General features: G+C 68.8%; 17 protein-coding genes and 2 pseudogenes. 8 read left to right on the forward strand and 11 right to left on the reverse strand.

The window, feature by feature from the left end; genetic code table 11:
* Window positions 1–50: 50 nt before the first annotated feature.
* Window positions 51–1703: a DUF3459 domain-containing protein gene (locus LGN10_RS13360; protein ID WP_124657392.1), complete on the reverse strand. Its 1653-nt coding sequence runs from the start codon at window positions 1701–1703 to the stop codon at window positions 51–53.
* 320 nt (window positions 1704–2023) lie between these two features.
* On the opposite strand from LGN10_RS13360, the gene LGN10_RS13365 reads away from it, so the two are divergent.
* Together LGN10_RS13365 and LGN10_RS13370 are read left to right on the forward strand one after the other, a co-directional pair.
* Window positions 2024–2731: a class I SAM-dependent methyltransferase gene (locus LGN10_RS13365; RefSeq protein ID WP_124860714.1), complete on the forward strand. Its 708-nt coding sequence runs from the start codon at window positions 2024–2026 to the stop codon at window positions 2729–2731.
* A gap of 97 nt (window positions 2732–2828) precedes the next feature.
* On the forward strand, window positions 2829–3497 hold the full coding sequence (locus LGN10_RS13370; protein WP_226223945.1) for a glutathione S-transferase: 669 nt from the start codon (window positions 2829–2831) through the stop codon (window positions 3495–3497).
* 6 nt (window positions 3498–3503) lie between these two features.
* On the opposite strand, the pseudogene LGN10_RS13375 reads toward LGN10_RS13370, so the two are convergent.
* A pseudogene (locus tag LGN10_RS13375) lies at window positions 3504–4155 on the reverse strand (DUF1345 domain-containing protein).
* Window positions 4156–4288: 133 nt separating this feature from the next.
* Between LGN10_RS13375 and LGN10_RS13380 the strand changes: the two are divergent.
* A complete protein-coding gene (locus LGN10_RS13380; RefSeq protein ID WP_099317217.1) occupies window positions 4289–5020 on the forward strand; it encodes a metallophosphoesterase in 732 nt (243 codons plus the stop codon).
* A gap of 55 nt (window positions 5021–5075) precedes the next feature.
* Here LGN10_RS13380 and LGN10_RS13385 read toward each other — a convergent pair whose 3' ends face one another.
* Together LGN10_RS13385 and LGN10_RS13390 are read right to left on the reverse strand one after the other, a co-directional pair.
* Entirely contained in the window at window positions 5076–5777 is a 702-nt protein-coding gene (locus tag LGN10_RS13385; protein WP_060311330.1) for an RES family NAD+ phosphorylase, read from the reverse strand.
* The gene (locus LGN10_RS13390; protein WP_226223818.1) at window positions 5774–6193 is read right to left on the reverse strand and encodes an MbcA/ParS/Xre antitoxin family protein; all 420 of its coding nucleotides are present in this window, start codon (window positions 6191–6193) and stop codon (window positions 5774–5776) included. The genes LGN10_RS13385 and LGN10_RS13390 overlap by 4 nt, the downstream gene beginning before the upstream one ends.
* A gap of 233 nt (window positions 6194–6426) precedes the next feature.
* On the opposite strand from LGN10_RS13390, the gene LGN10_RS13395 reads away from it, so the two are divergent.
* On the forward strand, window positions 6427–7209 hold the full coding sequence (locus LGN10_RS13395; RefSeq protein ID WP_060311799.1) for an ABC transporter substrate-binding protein: 783 nt from the start codon (window positions 6427–6429) through the stop codon (window positions 7207–7209).
* Window positions 7210–7429: 220 nt separating this feature from the next.
* On the opposite strand, the gene LGN10_RS13400 is transcribed toward LGN10_RS13395, so the two are convergent.
* The gene (locus LGN10_RS13400) at window positions 7430–7678 is read right to left on the reverse strand and encodes a hypothetical protein (protein WP_081059116.1); all 249 of its coding nucleotides are present in this window, start codon (window positions 7676–7678) and stop codon (window positions 7430–7432) included.
* 617 nt (window positions 7679–8295) lie between these two features.
* On the opposite strand from LGN10_RS13400, the gene LGN10_RS13405 reads away from it, so the two are divergent.
* Window positions 8296–8682, forward strand: coding sequence for a GtrA family protein (locus LGN10_RS13405; protein WP_060311335.1), 387 nt, complete (start codon window positions 8296–8298; stop codon window positions 8680–8682).
* A 37-nt stretch (window positions 8683–8719) separates the two neighbouring features.
* Here the strand turns inward: LGN10_RS13405 and LGN10_RS13410 are convergent, their stop codons facing one another.
* Window positions 8720–10201: a sigma-54 dependent transcriptional regulator gene (locus LGN10_RS13410; RefSeq protein WP_124860718.1), complete on the reverse strand. Its 1482-nt coding sequence runs from the start codon at window positions 10199–10201 to the stop codon at window positions 8720–8722.
* A gap of 443 nt (window positions 10202–10644) precedes the next feature.
* Window positions 10645–11562: pseudogene (locus tag LGN10_RS13415) on the reverse strand (metal-dependent hydrolase).
* Window positions 11563–12142: 580 nt separating this feature from the next.
* Between LGN10_RS13415 and LGN10_RS13420 the strand changes: the two are divergent.
* Together LGN10_RS13420 and LGN10_RS13425 are read left to right on the forward strand one after the other, a co-directional pair.
* Window positions 12143–12484 carry an FKBP-type peptidyl-prolyl cis-trans isomerase gene (locus LGN10_RS13420; RefSeq protein WP_006479474.1) on the forward strand — a complete coding sequence of 114 codons (342 nt, stop codon included), beginning with the start codon at window positions 12143–12145 and terminating at the stop codon, window positions 12482–12484.
* Window positions 12485–12519: 35 nt separating this feature from the next.
* The gene (locus tag LGN10_RS13425; protein ID WP_089465453.1) at window positions 12520–13293 is read left to right on the forward strand and encodes an AraC family transcriptional regulator; all 774 of its coding nucleotides are present in this window, start codon (window positions 12520–12522) and stop codon (window positions 13291–13293) included.
* Window positions 13294–13444: 151 nt separating this feature from the next.
* Here LGN10_RS13425 and LGN10_RS13430 read toward each other — a convergent pair whose 3' ends face one another.
* Window positions 13445–13915 carry a winged helix-turn-helix transcriptional regulator gene (locus LGN10_RS13430; protein ID WP_181035465.1) on the reverse strand — a complete coding sequence of 157 codons (471 nt, stop codon included), beginning with the start codon at window positions 13913–13915 and terminating at the stop codon, window positions 13445–13447.
* A gap of 153 nt (window positions 13916–14068) precedes the next feature.
* Between LGN10_RS13430 and LGN10_RS13435 the strand changes: the two genes are divergently transcribed.
* Window positions 14069–15304 carry an MFS transporter gene (locus LGN10_RS13435; RefSeq protein ID WP_226223820.1) on the forward strand — a complete coding sequence of 412 codons (1236 nt, stop codon included), beginning with the start codon at window positions 14069–14071 and terminating at the stop codon, window positions 15302–15304.
* A gap of 184 nt (window positions 15305–15488) precedes the next feature.
* Here the strand turns inward: LGN10_RS13435 and LGN10_RS13440 are convergent, their stop codons facing one another.
* The 3 genes from LGN10_RS13440 to LGN10_RS13450 are packed head-to-tail and all read right to left on the reverse strand — an operon-like array spanning window position 15489 to window position 19302.
* Window positions 15489–16655 (reverse strand): glycosyltransferase family 4 protein, encoded by a 1167-nt coding sequence (locus LGN10_RS13440; RefSeq protein WP_059583017.1) that lies wholly within the window; start codon window positions 16653–16655, stop codon window positions 15489–15491.
* Window positions 16655–17839 (reverse strand): glycosyltransferase family 4 protein, encoded by a 1185-nt coding sequence (locus LGN10_RS13445; RefSeq protein WP_226223821.1) that lies wholly within the window; start codon window positions 17837–17839, stop codon window positions 16655–16657. Before LGN10_RS13445 ends, LGN10_RS13440 begins: the two co-directional genes overlap by 1 nt.
* Window positions 17836–19302 carry an O-antigen ligase family protein gene (locus LGN10_RS13450; RefSeq protein ID WP_059583023.1) on the reverse strand — a complete coding sequence of 489 codons (1467 nt, stop codon included), beginning with the start codon at window positions 19300–19302 and terminating at the stop codon, window positions 17836–17838. The genes LGN10_RS13445 and LGN10_RS13450 overlap by 4 nt, the downstream gene beginning before the upstream one ends.

Raw genomic sequence — 19302 nt, forward strand, 5'->3', positions numbered from 1 at the left:
GCTGCCGGCCCCGCCGCTTCACACGTTCATCGACTCAGGCGTTCATGCGCTCATGCGTTCAGGTGCGGACGCATCGCGCGCCATGAACCGTCGTCGATGCGACGCACGTCGTGCGTCAGCGCATAGTGGTTGACGTCGCCGGTCAGCCACGCGACCAGCGAATACGGCGGCAACTCCCCTTCATCGACCCGGTCGCGCGCGCGCGCCGGCGTCTCGAACACCACCCGCCCGCCCGGCGCGTCGAACGGCACCGCATCGGGCGACAGGTTCAACGCGATCGTCAACGTCTCGTCGTCGGCGAGCCGCCACGATGCGCACAGCGCGTCGGCATCGCCGTCGCCGTTCGCCTTCAGCGCATGGGCTTCCTGCGGCCGGCAATCGGACAGCCTGGGCGCGATCAGCTTCGCGCGTACCGCGAGCGCCGACTGCACGAAATGCGCACGATCGATGTCGCGCGCGGTTTCGTCGAAGATCAGCGGGATCTGCGGCGTGAGGAGCGACAGCGCGAGCGCGGCCAGGCCGGCCGCCTGCCCGCTGTCGCCCGGGTCGGTGTCGCGCCAGGCGCCATCGGACAGCACGAGCGACGTCAGCGACAGGCCGCCTTCGGCGGCCATTCCGTCCGCCGATGCGGCCGGCTGGTACGCCGCGCCGGCCGCGGTCAGCGCGCGGGCGAGCGTGTGAATCGACTGATGCGTGGAAATGCCTTCATGCGCCGACGTGTCGCGCCCCGTGAGCCGGTGCAGCGCCCGCTCGCCGCACCCGTTCCACTGCGCATCGAAATGGGTATCGGCGAGATGCGCCGGATGCCGCTCGCTGCCGAGCACGAGGTGGATCAGCCGGTCGGCCGGCACGGCGGCGCGCACGCGATCCGCGATCTCGCGCAGCCACGACACGCCGATCCGGTCGGCTTCGCGCAGGCGCAGCCCGTCGCAGCGGTATTCGTCGATCCAGTACAGCGCGTTGTCGCAGAAGAAATCGCACACTTCCGGATGATCGAGCGCGAGCGGCGCGGCCTGCAACGGATCGTCGCGCGTATGGAAGAACGGCCCCGCGTAGTGGCGAAGCGCATCGGTGCCGCTGCCGAAGCGCGCATAGTCGAGCTCGAGCAGCACCGCGAGACCGTAGCCATGCGCGTCGTCGATCAGCGCCTTCAACGCGGCCGGGCCGCCTTCGGCCGCGAGCGGCGCGAACGGCAGGCTGTCGTGCGGCGACGCGAGCAGCTCCAGCGCGGTCACGCCGAGGCGCGCGAGCCGCGGCAGGCGGCGGCGCACGCCGTCGAAGCCGCCCACCGCGTGCGGGCGGATCGCATAGAGCGCGATGTCCTCCCACGCGCGCCCGTGCCAGAACGTATTGCGCCACGTGAACGCGCGCGGATCGACGACCTCGCTCGGGCCGTTGAGCCCTTCGGGCTGCGAGCGCGACGCGGGATCGGGAATCGACACGGTATCGTCGAGACGATAGCGGTATCGCGCGCCCGCGCCGCAATCGACGAAGACTTCGAACCAGTTCGGGCCGGCACTCGTCATCGGGATGAGCGTCGGGCCGTAGCCGGTATCGAGTTCGAGCTCGACGTGCGTGCTGCCCGGCGCCCACACGCGGAAATGCGTGCGCGGCGTCGTGCAGAGCGCGCCGCAAGGCTGCGCGCCAAACGGCAAGCAGTGGATGTAGTGCTGCGCGTACGGATCGTGCGGACAATCGGACATCATGCGCTCCTCGTGCGTACCGAGCGGCATGGCCGCGCCAATGGCGCAGCGCATCGAGGCCCGGCATGCGAAGGCCAGGCGGGGGGGGGGGAGAAACGAGTATGCGCCGGATTTGCCGCCGCGATGCGGCGTGGTCAGACATTTTTAAATGCGAATCGACCCCGGCAAACCAGCGGTCGTAACCGCCGGCCGGCACGCGCCGGCGAGTCGGGTAGTCGGCATACCGGAATGACTGCTCGCCTTGTTGCGCCGGCCTCGCGCACCTACGCTCTGCGTCACGTTCGCGGACACGTCGTCCGCCCCGACCCGAGGACTCCGCCATGTCGCTTCCCGCCAGCGCCGCGAAATTCGATCCGTCACGCGCACACGAATATGCAGAGCAATCGCGCATCGCGCTCGCCGGCTACGATGCCTGCCACGAACTCGCCGCCTGCATGCTCGCGTCGGCGATCGGTGCGGCCGATGCACGGATGCTCGTCGCGGGCGCGGGCGGCACGGGCCAGGAAATCTGCGTCGCGGCCGCGCTGGAACCGGGCTGGCAATTCACGGCCGTCGACCCGTCGGCGCCGATGCTCGCGCTCGCGCGCTCGAACGTCGAAGCCGCGGGTTTCGGCGCGCGGACGACGTTCGTCGAGGATGCCGTCGACGCGTTGCCCGACGCACCCGCGTTCGACGGCGCGACGCTGATCGGCGTGCTGCATCACGTACCGGGCGACGACGCGAAAGCCGCGCTGCTGCGCGCGATCGCGCGACGCCTGAAGCCCGGCGCGCCGCTCGTGCTCGCCGGCAACCATCGCCGCTACGCGGATCACCCGCGCCTGCTCGATGCGTGGCAGCAGCGCTGGCGCATGAAGGGCGCCACGCCCGACGCCGTGCGCGCGCAACTCGCGAAGATCCTGCAGGGCGCCGATCCGCCCGCGTCCGAGGAAGCCGTGTTCGCGCTGCTGCGCGACGCGGGCTTCGATGCGCCGCTGCGTTTTTTCGCGAGCCTGTTCTGGGGCGCGTGGATCGCGGTGCGGCGCGCGTGACGGTTCGACGCGACGTGCGACGGCACGCGTCACGCCATTCGCGAACGCGCCGCCCGCGCTCGGTATGATGTCGTTCCCGCCCCCTTCCGGCCTCGACATGCTTACCGTCCATCACCTGAACAACTCGCGTTCGCAGCGCGTGCTCTGGCTGCTCGAAGAACTGGATGTACCGTACGAGATCGTGCGCTACGAACGCGATCCGAAGACGATGCTCGCGCCGGCCGAATTGCGCGCGATCCATCCGCTCGGCAAGTCGCCCGTCGTGACCGACGACGGGCGCACATTCGCCGAATCGGGCGCGATCATCGAATACCTGGTCGAACGCTACGGCGACGAGCGCCTCGCGCCGCCGCCCGGCTCGCCGGAGCGGCACGACTACACATACTGGCTGCACTACGCGGAAGGGTCGGCGATGCCGCCGCTGCTGCTCAAGCTCGTCGCGCTGCGGATCGCGCATGCGCCGATGCCGTTCTTCGCGCGGCCGATCGCACGCAAGATCGCCGCGACGCTGCAGTCGGGTTTCGTCGATCCGCAGATCGACCTGCATCTCGGCCACGTCGACAGCGCGCTGGCGCGCACCGGCTGGTTCGTCGGCGACCGCTTCAGCGCGGCCGACATCCAGATGAGCTTTCCGCTCGAAGCCGCGACCGCACGCGGCGGCGGCAGCCGGTATCCCGCGATCGCGCGCTTTCTCGACGCGATCCATGCACGGCCCGCGTACCGGCGTGCGCTGGAACGCGGCGGCCGGTACGACCTGCTCAAGTAACCGGCGTCAGCTCAGCAGCCCCGCTGCGACATTGATCGACAAGCCGAGCACGGCCATGTTGAAGTAGAACGACAGGATCGACTGCGCGAGCACCGATCGGCGCGCGGAACGGTTCGCGAGGGACACGTCGGCAGTCTGCGACGCGACCGCGAGCGTAAACGCGAAATACAGGAAATCCCAGTAATCGGGCTCGGGGTGCTGGTCCGGGAAACGGAGCGCACGATCGCCGCTCGGCGAGCCGTAATAGAGGCGCGCGTAGTGCAGCGTGAAAATCGTCGGGATCAGGAACCAAGCGCCGAACAGCGTCGCGCCCGTGATCGCGTAGTGGCTGAGCCCCGCCCTAAAGCCGACGCTCTTGGCGGTCGCGAGTTCGATCGCGATCGCCGCCACGCTTGCGACGGTGGCGAGGCACACGACGGTCAGCACGGTCGTCGCGTTTTCGTCCTCGCGGATCGCGACTTCGCGCACCTTGTGATGATGCGCGGTGACCATGCGCACCCACATCAGCACCAGATACAGCCAGACCGCGCAATCCCAGCCGATCAGCGCGCGCGGTCGGACGCAGCGGAAATGGCAGCACCACCGCGCACAGCACGCCGGCGACGAATGCCGCGACCATGCGCGGCCGGTTGCGTAATACCTGCGGATAAAACGTCATCGTGTGATTCCGAAAGCGGATGGAAAGGATTCGGCCGGTGCGCGGGAGAGCCCCGGCGCCGGCAGGTAACGCGCCCCGATTATCCTCATTCCATCGTGGCGTGGCGATGGGCGCGAGCGCCTAAGATAAGGGGATGACCGCCACCGCCCTGCTCTGCCGCCATCCCGCGAACACGGCCGGCCGCGACTTCGTCGTCGGCGACCTGCACGGCTGCGTCGACGTGCTGCGCGCGCTGCTGCACGACGTCCGCTTCGATCCGGCCCGCGACCGGCTGTTCTCGGTCGGCGATCTCGTCGACCGCGGCCCGGCCTCCGAAACCGCGCTCGACCTGCTCGACCGGCCGTGGTGCCACGTCGTGCGCGGCAATCACGAGGCAGTGCTGAGCCTCGTCGCGCACGGCAAGCTGCCACTCGACGCGTGGCGCGGCATCGGCGGCGACTGGGGGGCCGAGCTGCCGCCGGAGCGGCTGCGCGCGCATGCGGCGCGCGTCGACGCGCTGCCGCTCGTGCGCGTGATCGGCGACGGCCCGGCGCGCTTCAACGTGCTGCATGCCGAATTCTTCGGCTCGGATGCGGATCTCGATACGGGCAGTTATGCGCACGACGTGCGCGAGCGGCTGATCTGGGGGCGCGATCTCGTGCAGGGGCTGGCGGATCCCGGGTGGCAGGCCGGGCTGTCGCTGACGTGCACCGGGCACACGCCCGTGCGTGCGCCGCAGCGGATCGGCGCCCAATGGTTCATCGACACGGGTGCGTTCGCGCCGGCCGGGCGGCTGACGCTCGCCGAGCCGCGCACCGGCCGCACGTGGTCGATGACGCAGGCCGAAGCGCGCGAACGCCACGCGGGCGACTGGCCGCTGCCCTGACGCGCCGGGCCGCGCAACGGCACACCGCGCCAAGCTCGGCCAAGCCGGGCGAACGCTAGCCGACCTGATTCAGTTCGAACACCGCATCGATGGCCGAGCCGTTCCAGTTGTATTCGAGATAGGCCGCATGCTGGCAGTCGCGCAGCAGCGTCGTGCGGAACGCGGCGAGACACTCGCCGCGCGGGTCGCGCACCGACGGATAGAGGATCCCCGCGCCGCCTGCATTGCGCACCGCGCGGCCGAATGCCTGCCCGACGCTGTAGTCGGCCGGATCCAGCAGCGCGGGATCGCGCTGCGGCCACGTGCGCACGTCGGCGACGTCGCCGTGCGCGAACACGGTATAGAGCCGCATCTGCTGGCGCATCGGCGGCTCCTTCGTCGCGGCGAGGAACAGCCCGCTGTGATAACGCGTTTCGGCGATCGCCGTGTCGCGCGAGCGGGTGCAGTAGAACACGCCGTAGCTGCCGTCGGAAAAGCGGCTGCCCAGCGGATTCAGGTGCGTGAACGCGGCCATGATCGGCCCCCAGCCTTGCCCGTAGCGGCGCTCGGCGGGCGGCACGAGGTCGAGCGTGCCGACTTCGTTGCGGATGCGGTCGTTGGTCAGCGATTCGAGCGCGTAGAGCGCGTCGAAATCGTCCGCCGACGCGACGCGATCGAACAGGTTGATGGCCGGAAAACGGGTGGGAATCACACGATAGGCGGGCGCCCAGTCGACGGTGGTCGTGGGCCACCGGGTCACTTCGGTCGGTATCGTCACGCCCAGCCGCCCCGCATCGCATCGAGATATTGCCGGACGGCCACCAGATCGCCGACGTTGCCGGCCAGCATCCGGTCGAGCGCGCGCTTGCCGCCGAACGGCGCCGCATCGTTGGGCCGCTTGATCCATGCATCGGCCGCGGCGGGTTGCGGCAGCAGGATCTGCAACCCCTTGTAGATGCCGAGCACGAGCGATAGCCGCTCGAGCGTATCGCGCGGCAGGCGCGCCGATTCCGGCGCGGCCTTCCACTTGAAGAACGTCGAGCGGCCGGGCGAGCCGAGCAGCACGATCTGCTCGTCGATCGTCAGTTCCCAGTCGCACGCGATGTTGAAAAACGCACGCAGGCCGGCCGCCGACATCTGCGCGACCGAAGCGCGCGGCACGGCGGAATGCGATTCGTAGGCAGGCTGTGACATGATCGTTAGTCTCGAAACGAATTTACTAACAAGATTAGTCCATTCCTGCATTTTTGCAAGGGTCGCACCCATCGATCGTGCTCGTGCATTCGGCGAATAGATATTTTTGTCCATTCTGGACTCTTATTTTATTTTCTGCGTTAATGGCCGTGCGGACACCGCGTCCCGGCGCGAGTCGTGTCCGGGGAGACCGTGTCGCACGAAAACGGATGCACGACGCCAAGGAACGCACGATGAAGAGACTGATTGCCGCTGTTTCGATCGCCCTGCTCGCGGTATCCGCAGGCCCCGCCGTCGCGAAGGACTGGACCACGATCCGCTTCGGCACCGATGCCAGCTACGCGCCGTTCGAATCGAAGGCGCCCGACGGCAAGCTCGTCGGCTTCGACATCGACCTCGGCAACGAGATCTGCGCGCGCCTGAAGGCGAAATGCGTGTGGCTCGAGAACGATTTCGACGGAATGATTCCGGCGCTGAAGGCGAAGAAGTTCGACGCGGTGCTGTCGTCGATGTCGATCACGCCGCAGCGCGCGCAGCAGATCGGCTTCACGACGAAGATCTACAACCAGCCGACGCGGCTCGTCGTGAAGAAAGGCTCGTCGCTGCTGCCGACCGCCGAATCGCTGAAGGGCAAGTCGATCGGCGTCGAGCAGGGCACGACGCAGGAGACGTACGCGAAGGCGTACTGGGGCAAGCACGGCGCGAACGTCGTGTCGTACCAGAACCAGGACGGTGTGTATGCCGACCTGATCGCCGGCCGCCTCGACGCGGCGCTCCAGGATGAAGTGCAGGCCGCGATCGGGTTCCTGAAGTCGCCGCGCGGCGCGAACTACACGTTCGTCGGGCCCGAGCTCGTCGACGAAAAGGTGCTCGGCATCGGCGCCGGCATCGGGCTGCGCCAGGAGGACACCGACCTGAAGGCGAAAATCGATCGCGCGATCGCCGACATGGTGAAGGACGGCACCTACAAGCGGCTCGCGTCGAAGTACTTCGACTTCGACATCTACGGCGGTTGAAAAAACGGCGTCGCGCGCGTACGGATACCGCTTTTCCGTCGCGCGCGTCCGACCGCCCCTCCCCTTCAACCGGATGGCAACGGCGGCGCGTGGTTCGCCGTTGCATCGAATGCCTGTCGTCTTGCATCGCGCGCAGCACGATGCGTCGGCCATCGTTCGGATGACAGATCAATCGTTCGCGGAAAAGATGGCCATGCGAACGGACCTCGTGCCGCTCGGGTCAATAGGCAAAGACCGGGCGTCGCGGCATCGGCGCCCGTGCGCACATGCCCATGCGGATCGGGTTCGCGTGCAGGAAAGTGCCGACCCGGCGCGGATGACCGGCAACCAGCCGGATCCGCCTCGCACCGGGCGCGGAGAGATGGCCTGTCGAGGCATGCCGGTCGGCCGCAAGTGCGACGTTCGAGCGGCGATGTCCCGAATCACTGCGATCGCGGCCTGCGGACCGCGGCGTGTGATGATCGATCATTTTTCTACCCCGTTTGCTGTCTGATGTGTGTTCCGGCAACCGGACAATGCCGATGCCCCGGCGATCAGGCGACGACGTTCCGTGCTCGCCGCGGCGCGGCTGCTGCGCTGCACCGCGCTCGGCCGCCGCATCCCCGCGGACTGCGTCCTGGCCGGTACGGAAGCTTTCGCTGCCTGACCGGACGGACCTCGTGTCGTCGACTCTCGCACGTCTCTCGTCGCAAGGACCGGGCCAGCCCCACGCGAGCCCGGCCGGACAAGGCGATGATCGGGCCGGCCGCCGGCCGCATCGGGCGTGGCCTGCCGGAAGTTACGAAACTGAAACATCGGGGCGCGGGCATGCGCCGGCCTGGCAACGGCGAGGCCTTGCGGAATAAGGCTGAACAATGGGACGCGGAATTTTTACCGGCGGCAGGCTGGCCGATCGGCCCGGTTCGACGCGGAAATTCGCCGGGCGGCCGACGCGAAATGTTTCATGCGCTTTACATGCCCACGCCGGCAATTAGACGCACCGGACGTCGCCGCTGGACGCAGCGGCCGATCGCATGGCTATACTGCGACACCGCTTCACGCGAGCTCACGCGACCTCAAGCGACTTCACGCAAACGAGCGCCCACGATGATCCGAACCTTTCACGCTGCCGAGCGCACCCGACTGATCCGCTTCGGCGTGTCGGGCCTGGGCTCGACCGCGCTGCATGCGCTGATCGCGGCCGCGATGTTCGCGCTGTTCGACGCGACGCCCGTCATCGCGAACGCGACCGCGTTCGTCTGCTCGACCGCGTTCTCGTATCTCGCCAACACGCTGTGGAGTTTTGCGTCGCCGGTGACGTGGGGCAACTTCGCGCGCTTTCTCGTGGTCGCGACGGCCGGCCTCGCCGTGACGATGCTGCTGGCGCACGGCACCGGCGCGCTCGGCCTCGCCCGCGCATGGAGCATCGTCGCGGTCGTGCTGTGCGTGCCGCCCGTCACGTTCGCGCTGCACCGGCTGTGGACCTATCGCTAAGCCGGTCCGCACGCATCGCAGGCATCGCGCATGCCGCTCAGCCGACCCGCTGATGCCCCGCGTCGCCCGATGGCGCGCCGTCGTGCCCGCCGCTGTCGCCATTGCCGCCGTTGCCGTCGTGATCGTTCAACCCGTGTTCGATCATCATCCGGTAGAGCGTCACGCGTGAAATGCCGAGCTCGGCGGCGGCCTTGTTGATCCGGTGGTCGTTGCGCAGCAGCGCGTTCTCGATCGCGGTGCGTTCGGCCAGCGCCCGCGCCTGTTCGAGCGTCACCGGTTCGGTTTCGCCGGGCGTGTCGAGCCCGAGATCGTGCGGCGTCAGCAGCCGGCTCTCGGCCATCACGATCGCGCGCCGCACGCGATTGATCAGCTCGCGCACGTTGCCGGGCCACTCGTAGCGCCGCATCGCGTCGAGCGCGGCCGACGTGAAACCGCTGATCTTGCGGCCGCTGTCGGCCTTGAATTTCTGCAGCACGTAGTGCGCGAGGATGTCGATGTCCTTGCCGCGGGCGCGCAGCGGCGGCTCGTGGATGCGCAGCACGCACAGCCGGTGATAGAGATCCGCGCGGAAGCGCCCGGCCTCGACCGCGCCGTCGAGATCGACGTGCGTGGCCGAGATGATCCGCACGTCGACGGGGATCGATTCCTGTCCGCCGAGCCGCTCGATCTTGCCCTCCTGCAGGAAGCGCAGCAGGCTCGCCTGGCTTTCGACCGGCATGTCGCCGATTTCGTCGAGGAACAGCGTGCCGCCGTTCGCCGATTCGATCCGGCCCGCGCGCCGCTGGTTCGCGCCGGTGAACGCACCGCGCTCGTAGCCGAACAGCTCCGACTGCAGCAGGTGATGCGGAATCGCGCCGCAATTGATCGCGACGAACGGCCCCTTGCCGCGGCTGGAGCGCTCGTGAATCGCGAGCGCCGTCAGTTCCTTGCCGGTGCCCGACTCGCCCGAGATGAATACGCTCGCGTCCGTCTTCGCGACCTTGCGGATCGTGCTGAACAACTGCTGCATCGCCTCGCAGTTGCCGATCATCCCGTGTTCGCCGATCGACGCCGCATAGGCCGCGCCGTCGACACGATCGAGCGCGGCCATCCCGCGTGCATGGCCGAGCACGTGCGAAATCCATTCGTACGGCAGCGGTAGCGTCACGTAGTCGAAACAATAGCTGCGGATCAGCTCGCGCACGGCGGGGCCGATCGTGATGCCGGCCTGCGCGATGGAAATCCAGCCGATCGCCGGCTGGCTCAGGCACATCTTCAGCGCGGGATAGTCGCGCGACGTGAACCCGGTGAAATCGACCAGCCCGGCGGCCACGCTCACGCCGGAGGTCATGTTCTGCGCGGCGCCGGCCGTCTTAGCGACCGCGATCTCCCAGCCGAGCCCGCGCAGTTGCGCGAGCAACGGCTCGTCGGGCGTGCGCATGATCACGAAAAGCTTGCGTCCGGCCTCGGGAGCGGTGACGGACACGTCCGTCATCTCGGGCGCCGCCTGCCCGTTTGCGTCGGGTGACCTTGCAACCATCGTTATTCCCCGCTTGGCGTTGGTATCGCGCGCCGGCTCGCCGCCGCATCCGACGGACACGATCGAACCGACATATTGGCCGTATTTCCGTCCGAATAAAATCCCCCTGCGCATGAATCGCGCGTGAGGTGGACGTTGTCATGAACGGTATATCGATGCGGCCGGCCTGCGGCTAAATGGGTGTTATCCCTGTGGCATGCACCGCGCGCGACCGGAAAGGCCCGGCCCTGCACGCGCAAAGCCGCGCCGGTGCTGGCGCGCGGCGATTCCGCACGACGCGGCGCATGCAAGGCCGGCGCGCCGGCGCCGGTGCGCGCAACCGGTCGGCCGGGCATGCGGGCGCCCGGGAGATCGATTCCGGTTGATTTTCGTCAATCGCCGAAAGAAGCCGGTTGATGCACGAACGCAACATGCGCGGCGCCCCGCCGCGCGGCGGGGCCGGGTCAGCGGCCCGATGCGAGCGGCGCCGGCGCGTTCGCGCGGCCGCGGCCGGCCGGCGTGCCGCCGTGTTGGCCGTAGCGGGCGGCCAGTACGTCGACTCGCTCGAGATGGTGACGATTGTCGTGATCCCACGGGTGGAAGCCCGGCCGGAAAAAGCTCAGCCATTCGCCGGCGATGCGCGGGAACAGCCCGCGGCGCGGCCCGTACAGGAACGCGATCGTGCGCAGCATGCCGCGCACGTGATGCCCGGCGCCGCGATCGCGCCACAACAGCGTCACATGGATCAGAAACACGGTCGGCCAGAACGTCAGCGTCGTCAGCAGATACACGCCGATGCGGATCAGGTAGCGGCGCAGCCCCGGCTCCGTCACGGCATTCCACACGTCGAACGACACGGCCTTGTGCTCGGTTTCCTCCAGCGCATGTCAGATCCATATCTGCCGGTAGCCTTCGACCGAACCGTCGAGGCGTGTCGGGTCGCGCAGCAGCCAGTCGGCGAGCATCGCCGTGTAGTGCTCGGCCGCGACCGTGTGCGCGAGCTGCACCGAATGCGGCAGCTTGCGCTTCATGTAGCCGAGCACCTTCCACACGCGCTGGTCGAGCTTGCGCGCGGGCAGCCGGTTCGCCTGCATCAGCTCGTTGTATTCGACGTGCTCGCGCGTATGCATCGCCTCCTGGCCGATGAAGCCGAGCACCTGCTGCTTCAGCACGGGATCGTCGATCCGGTCGCGATAGTTGCGCACCGCATCCATGAAGAAGCGCTCGCCGGCCGGAAACAGCAGCGACAGCGCGTTGAAGAAATGGGTCACGTGCGATCCGAGGCCATGCCAGTCCTTCGCGCGCTCGACCGGCAGGTCGAAGCGCAGGTCGCGGCGCACCGGCATGATCCCGGCTGCGGTGGCGCAAGCGGCTGACTTCATGTTCATCGTTCTCCTGTTGCGGAGCGGCCGGCGCATCGTACGACGCGGCCGGCGCAAGCCCGGGCGGCGCATCGCGCACCGCCAAAATCATGACATCGACAGATGTAAAGATAGGCCGCGCGCGCCGGCACACGCAAGCTGCACGGTAGATGCGCGCTTCCAAACAGCGCGCGGTCCGCAAGGCGGAAAAAATGGCGCTCGGACGACGCCCGGACGGGTTGCGATTCGAACGCTGAGGTGCACTGACGAACGCGGTCCCGGGCGCGGCGCCGCGCCCCCACGTCGGCCCGCGAGCCCCGTGCGGCGGGCCTTGCACCGCATCGGGCACCCGTCGCGCAGCGGGCGGCGACGCGTGCCGGTCACATCGATTCATACGCGCCGCGCACCGTCATGGTGCAACCTTGGCCCAGCGGCTCGCGAAAAATTCAAACGCGCGTTCCAATTGCGTTTCGGGCGGTCGTGCGCTCGGCGCCCCGCCACGCTTGCCGGCACGCGTGCGGCGGCGCGAAATCCGTGCGCGCCGGCCCACTGCCCGCTCGCCTACAATAGCGGTTTCACGCAACCTCTTTCAGGAGAAATCATGTCCGTCATCACGACCGAATCGGGCCTCAAGTACGAGGACCTGACCGAAGGCACCGGCGCGGAGGCGCAAGCCGGCAAGACGGTGAGCGTCCACTACACGGGCTGGCTGACCGACGGTCAGAAATTCGATTCGAGCAAGGATCGCAACGACCCGTTCGCGTTCGTGCTCGGCGGCGGCATGGTCATCAAGGGCTGGGACGAAGGCGTGCAAGGCATGAAGGTCGGCGGCGTGCGTCGCCTGACGATCCCGCCGCAACTCGGCTACGGCCCGCGCGGCGCGGGCGGCGTGATTCCGCCGAACGCGACGCTCGTGTTCGAAGTCGAACTGCTCGACGTCTGACGCGGCACGCGAGCCGCCGGCTGACGCGCTGCCCCATGGCGCACCTTCCGTCCCCCACCGTCGCACTGCAACGCTACGACACGCTCGAAGCGTCGGATGTGCACGACTTTCACCAGATCGTGCTCGGCATCGACGGTGCGATGGTGATGGCGGTGGATGGCGTCAGCCAGCGTCTTGACCGGCACGGCGCGTGGCTGGTTCCGGCCGGTGCGCGCCACGATTACGCGGGCCTGGGCGAAAATCGTCAGCTCGTGCTCAACCTTCCCCTCGCGTCGCTCGCGGTGCCGCAGCGGTTGTTCGACCATGCACGTGCCGTGTCGATCGACCCGGCGCTCACGTCGCTCGTCGCGCAGGTCGCGGCGGCCGCCGCGCAGTACGATGCGCCGGACGGCGACGCACGGCAGGCGGCCGCGCACCGTTTCCAGTGGCAGGCCGCCGCGCGCCTGTGCGACGCGCTGCTCGACGATGCCGGCATCGCCGCGCCTGCGTCGGGCCTCGATTTCGCGCGCATCGACCGCTGGCTGCGCGCCCACCTCGCCGAACCGCTGCGCATCGCCGATCTCGCCGCGCACTGCAGCTACGGGATGCGCCGGTTTCATCAACTGTTCGTCGACGCATTCGGCGAAACGCCGCATCGCTATCTGCAGCGGCTGCGGCTCGACGCAGCGGTCGTGCTGCTCGCCGACGGCCGGCATTCGCTCGTCGACATCGCGGGCAGCGTCGGCTTCGCGGATCAAAGCACGTTCACGCATGCGTTCACGAAGCGCTTCGGCATCGCGCCGGGACGCTGGCGCGGTGAACGGCATTGAACGCATCGGCCTCGCTGAATCCATATCGACGCACATAGCAGGCAACAACACCCGCAGCCGTACCGACGCTTCACGTCCCGCCGAAACATCGCATGTCCGTCGCTGCCTACGATCGACGACCATCCGGCGGCGCAACCATCGCCCATGACGCTTACCGCCGTGCCGCGCCGGCTTCGTCGCCGATCTTCCTGACGGCCGTATCGGCCGCCTTCAAAGGCCGGCCGTCGTCGTGCCGAAGCGCGAGCTTGCGGATCGCGCGCCCGGTACTGCGATCGACCAGCACCGAATGCGGCTCGCCGCGCGCGAACAGGTTCGCCTCGCCCCACTGCCGCAGCATCACGATGACCGGAAACAACCCCTCGCCCTTTTTGGTCAGCACGTACTCCTGATACGCGGTGCCGTCGGACGCCGGCACGACGTCGAACACACCGGCGTCCACCAGCATCTTCAGCCGGTCGGACAGGATGTTGCTCGCGACGCCGAGGCTCGCGCGGAAATCGCCGAAACGGCGCACGCCGTCGAACGCATCGCGCACGATCAGCAACGCCCAGCGATCGCCGACGATATCGGTCGCGCGCGCCACCGGGCACGGCGAATCCGCAAGACTTTTCTGTCTGGCCATGTTCCTCTCCGCAAGCGTGCCGGCCGCCTTCGCGGGCATGCCGGCCATCCGTGCACGGGCCTCTGGCCCGCCGCTCAACAGGTTGCATTTTAAAACTCGTTTCCCTACACTTCAAGCCAGTTTCAAATTGCAACTACATTGCACGAGGGAACCATGGGATCGTCCTGTCATTCCGGCACCGTTGCCGCTCGCACGCCCATCGACGCGATCCATTCTGCCGAGGGTGGCCGCCTGTCGCCGGCGCGCGTCGCGCTGCTGGCCGCGTGCTGCGCCGCGAGCGTCGCGAACGTCTACTACGCGCAGCCGCTGCTCGACTCGATCGCGCGGGACTTCGGCGTGTCGCAGGCCGCCGTCGGCGGCGTCATCACCGCGACGCAGCTCGGCTGCGCGCTCGCCCTGCTGTTCGTCGTGCCGCTCGGCGACCTGGTGAACCGCAAGCGCCTGATCGCCGTGCAGCTTCTGCTGCTGACCGCGGCCTGCGTCGGCGTGGCCGCCGCGTCGACGCGCGTCGCGTTGCTGGCCGGGATGGTCGCGGTCGGGCTGCTCGGCACCGCGATGACGCAAGGGCTGATCGCGTGCTCGGCCGCGCTCGCCGGCGCAGGCGAACGCGGGCGCGTCGTGGGGGCCGCGCAAGGCGGCGTCGTGGTCGGGCTGCTGGCCGCGCGCTCGCTGGCGGGCGTCGTCACCGACGTCGCGGGATGGCGGGCCGTCTATCTCGTGTCGGGCGCGCTCGCGATCGCGATGCTCGTCGTGCTGTCGCGGCTGCTGCCCGACATGCACGCGCCGCGCGAACGCATCGGTTACGCGGCGCTGCTGCGCTCGATGGGGTCGCTGCTGTGCGACGAACGCGTGCTGCGCGTGCGCGGCGCGATCGCGCTGCCGATGTTCGCGGCGTTCAGCATCTTCTGGAGCGCGCTCGTGCTGCCGCTGAGCGCGCCGCCGCACGCGATGTCGCACACGCAGATCGGCGCGTTCGGCCTCGTCGGCGCACTCGGCGCGGCGGCCGCCGCCCGCGCGGGCCGGCTCGCGGATCGCGGGCGCGGCGAAGCGACGACAGGCGCCGCACTCGCGCTGCTCGCGTGCGCGTGGCTGCCGCTCGCGTTCGGCAATACGTCGATTGCGCTGCTGGTCGTCGGCATCGTGCTGCTCGACGTCGGCGGGCAAGCCGTGCACGTCGTCAACCAGAGCATGATTCTCGGTGCGCGACCCGACGCGCATGCGCGTCTCGTCGGCTGCTACATGCTGTTCTATTCGGCCGGCAGCGGGCTCGGCGCGATCGCGGCGACGATGATGTATGCGCGCGCCGGATGGACAGGCGTGTGCGTGCTCGGGGCGGGGGTGAGCGTGGCCGCGCTCGGCGTATGGGCCGCGACGCTCCGGCGCGCGTGATGCGCGCCGGCCATGCGGATCGGACGGGAAAAGCCGGCCCGCCTTTGCCGGACGGCCGGCACGCGAACCGGCCACGCACGCGCGCCGGTGGGGTTTTCGGACCGCTTCGGACCCGCTTCGGACCCGCTTCGGTCCCGCTTCGGTCCCGCTTCGATGCGGCGCCCGCGGCGCGCGCCGCGGGCGTTCAGCCTGCCGCCTGGATCGCCTCTTCGTACACGCCGGCGACGCGCCGCGCGATCACCGCGTTGTCGAAATGCTCGCGCGCGTAGCGCTTGCATGCGGCCTCGTCGGGCAGCGCGATCGCGCCCGACAGCGCGCCGCCGAGCCCTTCCGCGATCGCGTCCGCGCCCGTCGACGGCAGCACGAGATCGTTCGACAACCCGGCGACCGCCTCCGGCAGCCCGCCGACCGGCGTGACCAGCACCGGCGTGCCGGACGCGAGCGATTCGACGGTGATCAGCCCGAAGCCTTCCAGCGCGACCGTCGGCACGACGCTGACCGTCGCCGCGCGGTACAGCGCCGCGAGATGGTGGTCGGGCACGAAGCCGAGCAGCTTCACGTTGTCCTGCAGCCCGGCTTCGTCGATACGCTGCTGCAGTTCCTCGCCGATCTTGCCCTTGCCGGCGATCAGCAGCAACACGTCCGGATGACGGCGCTTGACGAGGCCGATCGCGTCGATCAGGTCCTCCAGCCCCATGCGCCGCACGAGCCGGCGCACGGCCAGCACGATCGGCCGGTCCTGCGGCAGTTGCAGCTTGTGCCGCGCCTCGGCGGGCGTGAGCGGCGTGTCGAACTGCGCGGTATCGACGCAGCCGGGAATCACGCGCACGCGCGACGGATCGATTCCGTAGCGGTTCGTCAGGATCTGGCCGAACGCCTGCGACAGCACGATCAGCCGCGACGAGCGCGTATAGACGGCCTGTTCGAGATAGCGTTTCGCGCGCTGCCCGAGCGACGCGGCGCCCTCGACCTGGCTTTCGTCGGCCCACGGCCCCTGGAAGTGCGACACCTGCGGAATCCCGCGCGTCACGTCGAGCCCAGGGAACGTGTACAGCGCGAAGTGCGACGAAATCACGTCGGGCCGCTCGGTGCGGATCTCGTCGCGCAGCGCGCGCCGCGCGGCGAGCATCCGGCGCGCGAGCGGCTGCGACGCGGGCCCGAAGCCCTGGATCGCCCCGCCCGTGTCGTCGGCGACCTTCGGCGAGCCGGCGACGAGCCCGCGCACCTCGACGCCGGCGCCGGGCAGCGCGCCGACGAGCGAGTAGTACATCCGGTCGAGGCCGCCCGCGCGTTCGGGGAACCAGTGCATGCCGATCTGCAACGATTTGATCGGCCGGGAGGATTGGGACATCACGGTTGCTCCTGCGTGATTGCATGCTCGACCCGCTCGAACGCGGACGGCTGCGTGGGTTGGCCGATGCGCCGGTAAAGCGCGACGTACTGGGCGCCCATGTGCGCCCAGCCGAAACGGGTCATCAGTTCGCGGGCCGCGCCGCCCATCGCGCGACAGGTGTCGCGCGACGCCGCGAGCGAGCCGATCGCCTGCGCGAGCGCGGCCGGATCGTCCGGGTCCTCCAGCACGATCCCGCACTCGCGCGTGATGATTTCCGCGCCGCCCGCCGTGCGCGCGGTGACGACCGGCAGCCCGGCCGCCATCGCCTCCAGCAGCGACAGGCTCATCGCTTCGTAGCGCGACGGAAAGACATACGCGTCGACCGAGCGCATCAGCGTCGGCATGTTCTTCACGAGCCCGAGGAAATGCACGCGCGAATCGAGGCCGAGCGCGCGCGCTTCTTCCGGATACGGGCTGCCGGGCAGATAGCCGGCCACCGCCAGATGCACGTTCGCGGGCAGCTTCGTCAGCGCCTTCAGCACGGTGCCGAGGTTCTTGCGCGGCGTGCGCAGATCGCCGACGAACAGCAGCAGGAACGCATCGTCCGGCAGCTTGAACGCCGCACGGTCGGCCTGCGCGCCCGCGAACGCGCTGCCGTCGACGCCGTTGTAGATCACGCTGATCTTGCGACTGTCGATGCCGAGCCCGGCGATCTCGTCGGCCACCTTCTGCGATACCGCGGTGATCGCGCGCGAGCGCTTGTACGCCCAGCGCTCGAGCACGGTGTTCACGCGCGTGTAGACGTACTGGTAAGCCGACCACAGCCCCTTGGTGGGCCCGAACGGATAGTACGGACTCTTGAACCAGCCGCCGTGCACGAAGTGCGCGGTATTCACGTCGGCCTTGATCCACGAGATGAAGCCGTTCACGTGCAGCACGTCGTATTCGCCGCGGTGCGCGCGCAGCCAGGCCGCGCTTTTCAGCGCGAACACCTGCTGCTTGACGAGATTCGACGGCCAGAAGCCGCCGACCTTCACCGGCACCCAGCGCACGCGCGGATCGGCCAGCAGTTCGGGCGCGACATGCGACGCGACCAGCGTGACCTCGTAGTTTTCGGCCAGCGCCGCGCGCGCGATTTCGTAATTGACGCGGCCCTGCCCGTCGTTATGTCGCACGACGTGCGTGACGATCGCGATTCTCAATGGTCGCCTCCCCGTGAACGCGCGGCGGCCAGCAGGCGTTGCGCCTTCTGCCAGTGCGCCGCGGCAAGTATCGAAAAAATGGCTGTGAACATCAGCAGGCCGCCGGTGCCGATCAGCGAGTTCGTGAACACGAGCATCGCGAAGGTCGACAGGCACAGGCTCAGGCACGCGCCGACGAACTTGTCCTTGCGCAGCTTGAACGCCGCGCGCAGCGTGCGGCCGAACAGCATCACGACGCCAGCGAGATACAGCAGCGTGCCGGGCCAGCCGAGCACGAACGGCACGTTCATCACGCCGCTGTCGAAGCTGCCGTACTTGCCGAGCTCGCCGCTGTCGCTCGACAGCTTCGTCGACGCGCCGGTCGCGCCCATCCCCTCGCCGGCGACGTCGGTGAACGCCGTCTGCGCGAAGGTCGCGTAGAACTTGTTGCGGTCGTCGTAGCTGCGGTCGTCCTTCAGGTTCGTGATCGACTGCAGGCGCTGGCCGAGCCGGTCGGCCACCGGCCCGACGGTCAGCAGCGGCACGCACAGCCCGACCAGCACGACGCCGCTGATCAGGATTCGCATCCGCACGCGGTTGCTCGATTGCACGAGCTGGATCGCGAGCGCGATCACCCAGCCGCCCCAGGTCGAACGCACGAGACACAGCGCGAACGACACGAAGCCGGCCGCGCCCGCGAACCAGCGGATCTTCTGCGGCGCGACCAGCACGAACACGAGCGCGCCCATCATCGCGAACGCGAACGGCCCCGACGAATTCATCGTGCTGAACACGCGCACGCCGTACGGCACCGGCTCGCCCTGCGAGCCCATCTGGGAGCCGACCATCCACAGCACGTCCCACTGCGGCATCACGAAGTACTGCACGACGCCGTACACGCCCATCACGAGCATGCCCCACATGAAAGTGGACAGCAGCACGTCGCGATACTCCGGATAGTTGCGCGCGTTCACCATGATGTGAAAGCCGATCAGGATCGGGTACAGCCAGTTCGCGAGGTCGTAGGTCGCGGCCATCACGCCGCTCGACACGATCCCGACCAGGTACGCGTACACGAGCCCGAACAGCATCAGCAGCACGGGAATCCCGCGCCGCTGCGCGAGCACGCGGTAATGCCTGACGAGCCCCAGGCCGGCGATCATCGTCACCGCGAGCGGCGCGACCTGGATCAGGCTCGTCGGCGTGAACGCGCCCTTCGACCAGTCAGCCAGGCGCCGCACTTCCGGGCTCAGGAACCACACCCACCACATGAAGCCGACATAGCGCGCCGGGCTCTTGAAATACAGCCAGATGCCGACCGCGATGGCCAGCACCGGGAACGCGAGCGTCAGCACCTTGCCCTGGTGGACGGCGATCAGCGCGGCGGTGAACGCCCACAGTCCGGCCTGCCCGGCCCAGTGCTTCGGCTCGGCGAACCAGCTGCGGGCGCGCGACGGCGCGCGTTCGGCGGCAATCGTACTCAT

The organism is Burkholderia sp. AU32262 (assembly GCF_020419985.1).
GTDB lineage: Bacteria > Pseudomonadota > Gammaproteobacteria > Burkholderiales > Burkholderiaceae > Burkholderia > Burkholderia semiarida.

Excerpts from the sequence above, each read along its gene's own strand:
- LGN10_RS13450 (WP_059583023.1), bottom strand. The coding sequence starts at position 19,302 with ATGAGTACGATTGCCGCCGAACGCGCGCCGTCGCGCGCCCGCAGCTGG.
- LGN10_RS13425 (WP_089465453.1), top strand. The coding sequence starts at position 12,520 with ATGGCGCACCTTCCGTCCCCCACCGTCGCACTGCAACGCTACGACACG.
- LGN10_RS13405 (WP_060311335.1), top strand. The coding sequence starts at position 8,296 with ATGATCCGAACCTTTCACGCTGCCGAGCGCACCCGACTGATCCGCTTC.
- LGN10_RS13360 (WP_124657392.1), bottom strand. The coding sequence starts at position 1,703 with ATGTCCGATTGTCCGCACGATCCGTACGCGCAGCACTACATCCACTGC.
- LGN10_RS13395 (WP_060311799.1), top strand. The coding sequence starts at position 6,427 with ATGAAGAGACTGATTGCCGCTGTTTCGATCGCCCTGCTCGCGGTATCC.
- LGN10_RS13440 (WP_059583017.1), bottom strand. The coding sequence starts at position 16,655 with ATGTCCCAATCCTCCCGGCCGATCAAATCGTTGCAGATCGGCATGCAC.
- LGN10_RS13435 (WP_226223820.1), top strand. The coding sequence starts at position 14,069 with ATGGGATCGTCCTGTCATTCCGGCACCGTTGCCGCTCGCACGCCCATC.
- LGN10_RS13430 (WP_181035465.1), bottom strand. The coding sequence starts at position 13,915 with ATGGCCAGACAGAAAAGTCTTGCGGATTCGCCGTGCCCGGTGGCGCGC.
- LGN10_RS13390 (WP_226223818.1), bottom strand. The coding sequence starts at position 6,193 with ATGTCACAGCCTGCCTACGAATCGCATTCCGCCGTGCCGCGCGCTTCG.
- LGN10_RS13370 (WP_226223945.1), top strand. The coding sequence starts at position 2,829 with ATGCTTACCGTCCATCACCTGAACAACTCGCGTTCGCAGCGCGTGCTC.
- LGN10_RS13400 (WP_081059116.1), bottom strand. The coding sequence starts at position 7,678 with ATGATCGATCATCACACGCCGCGGTCCGCAGGCCGCGATCGCAGTGAT.
- LGN10_RS13410 (WP_124860718.1), bottom strand. The coding sequence starts at position 10,201 with ATGGTTGCAAGGTCACCCGACGCAAACGGGCAGGCGGCGCCCGAGATG.
- LGN10_RS13365 (WP_124860714.1), top strand. The coding sequence starts at position 2,024 with ATGTCGCTTCCCGCCAGCGCCGCGAAATTCGATCCGTCACGCGCACAC.
- LGN10_RS13380 (WP_099317217.1), top strand. The coding sequence starts at position 4,289 with ATGACCGCCACCGCCCTGCTCTGCCGCCATCCCGCGAACACGGCCGGC.
- LGN10_RS13420 (WP_006479474.1), top strand. The coding sequence starts at position 12,143 with ATGTCCGTCATCACGACCGAATCGGGCCTCAAGTACGAGGACCTGACC.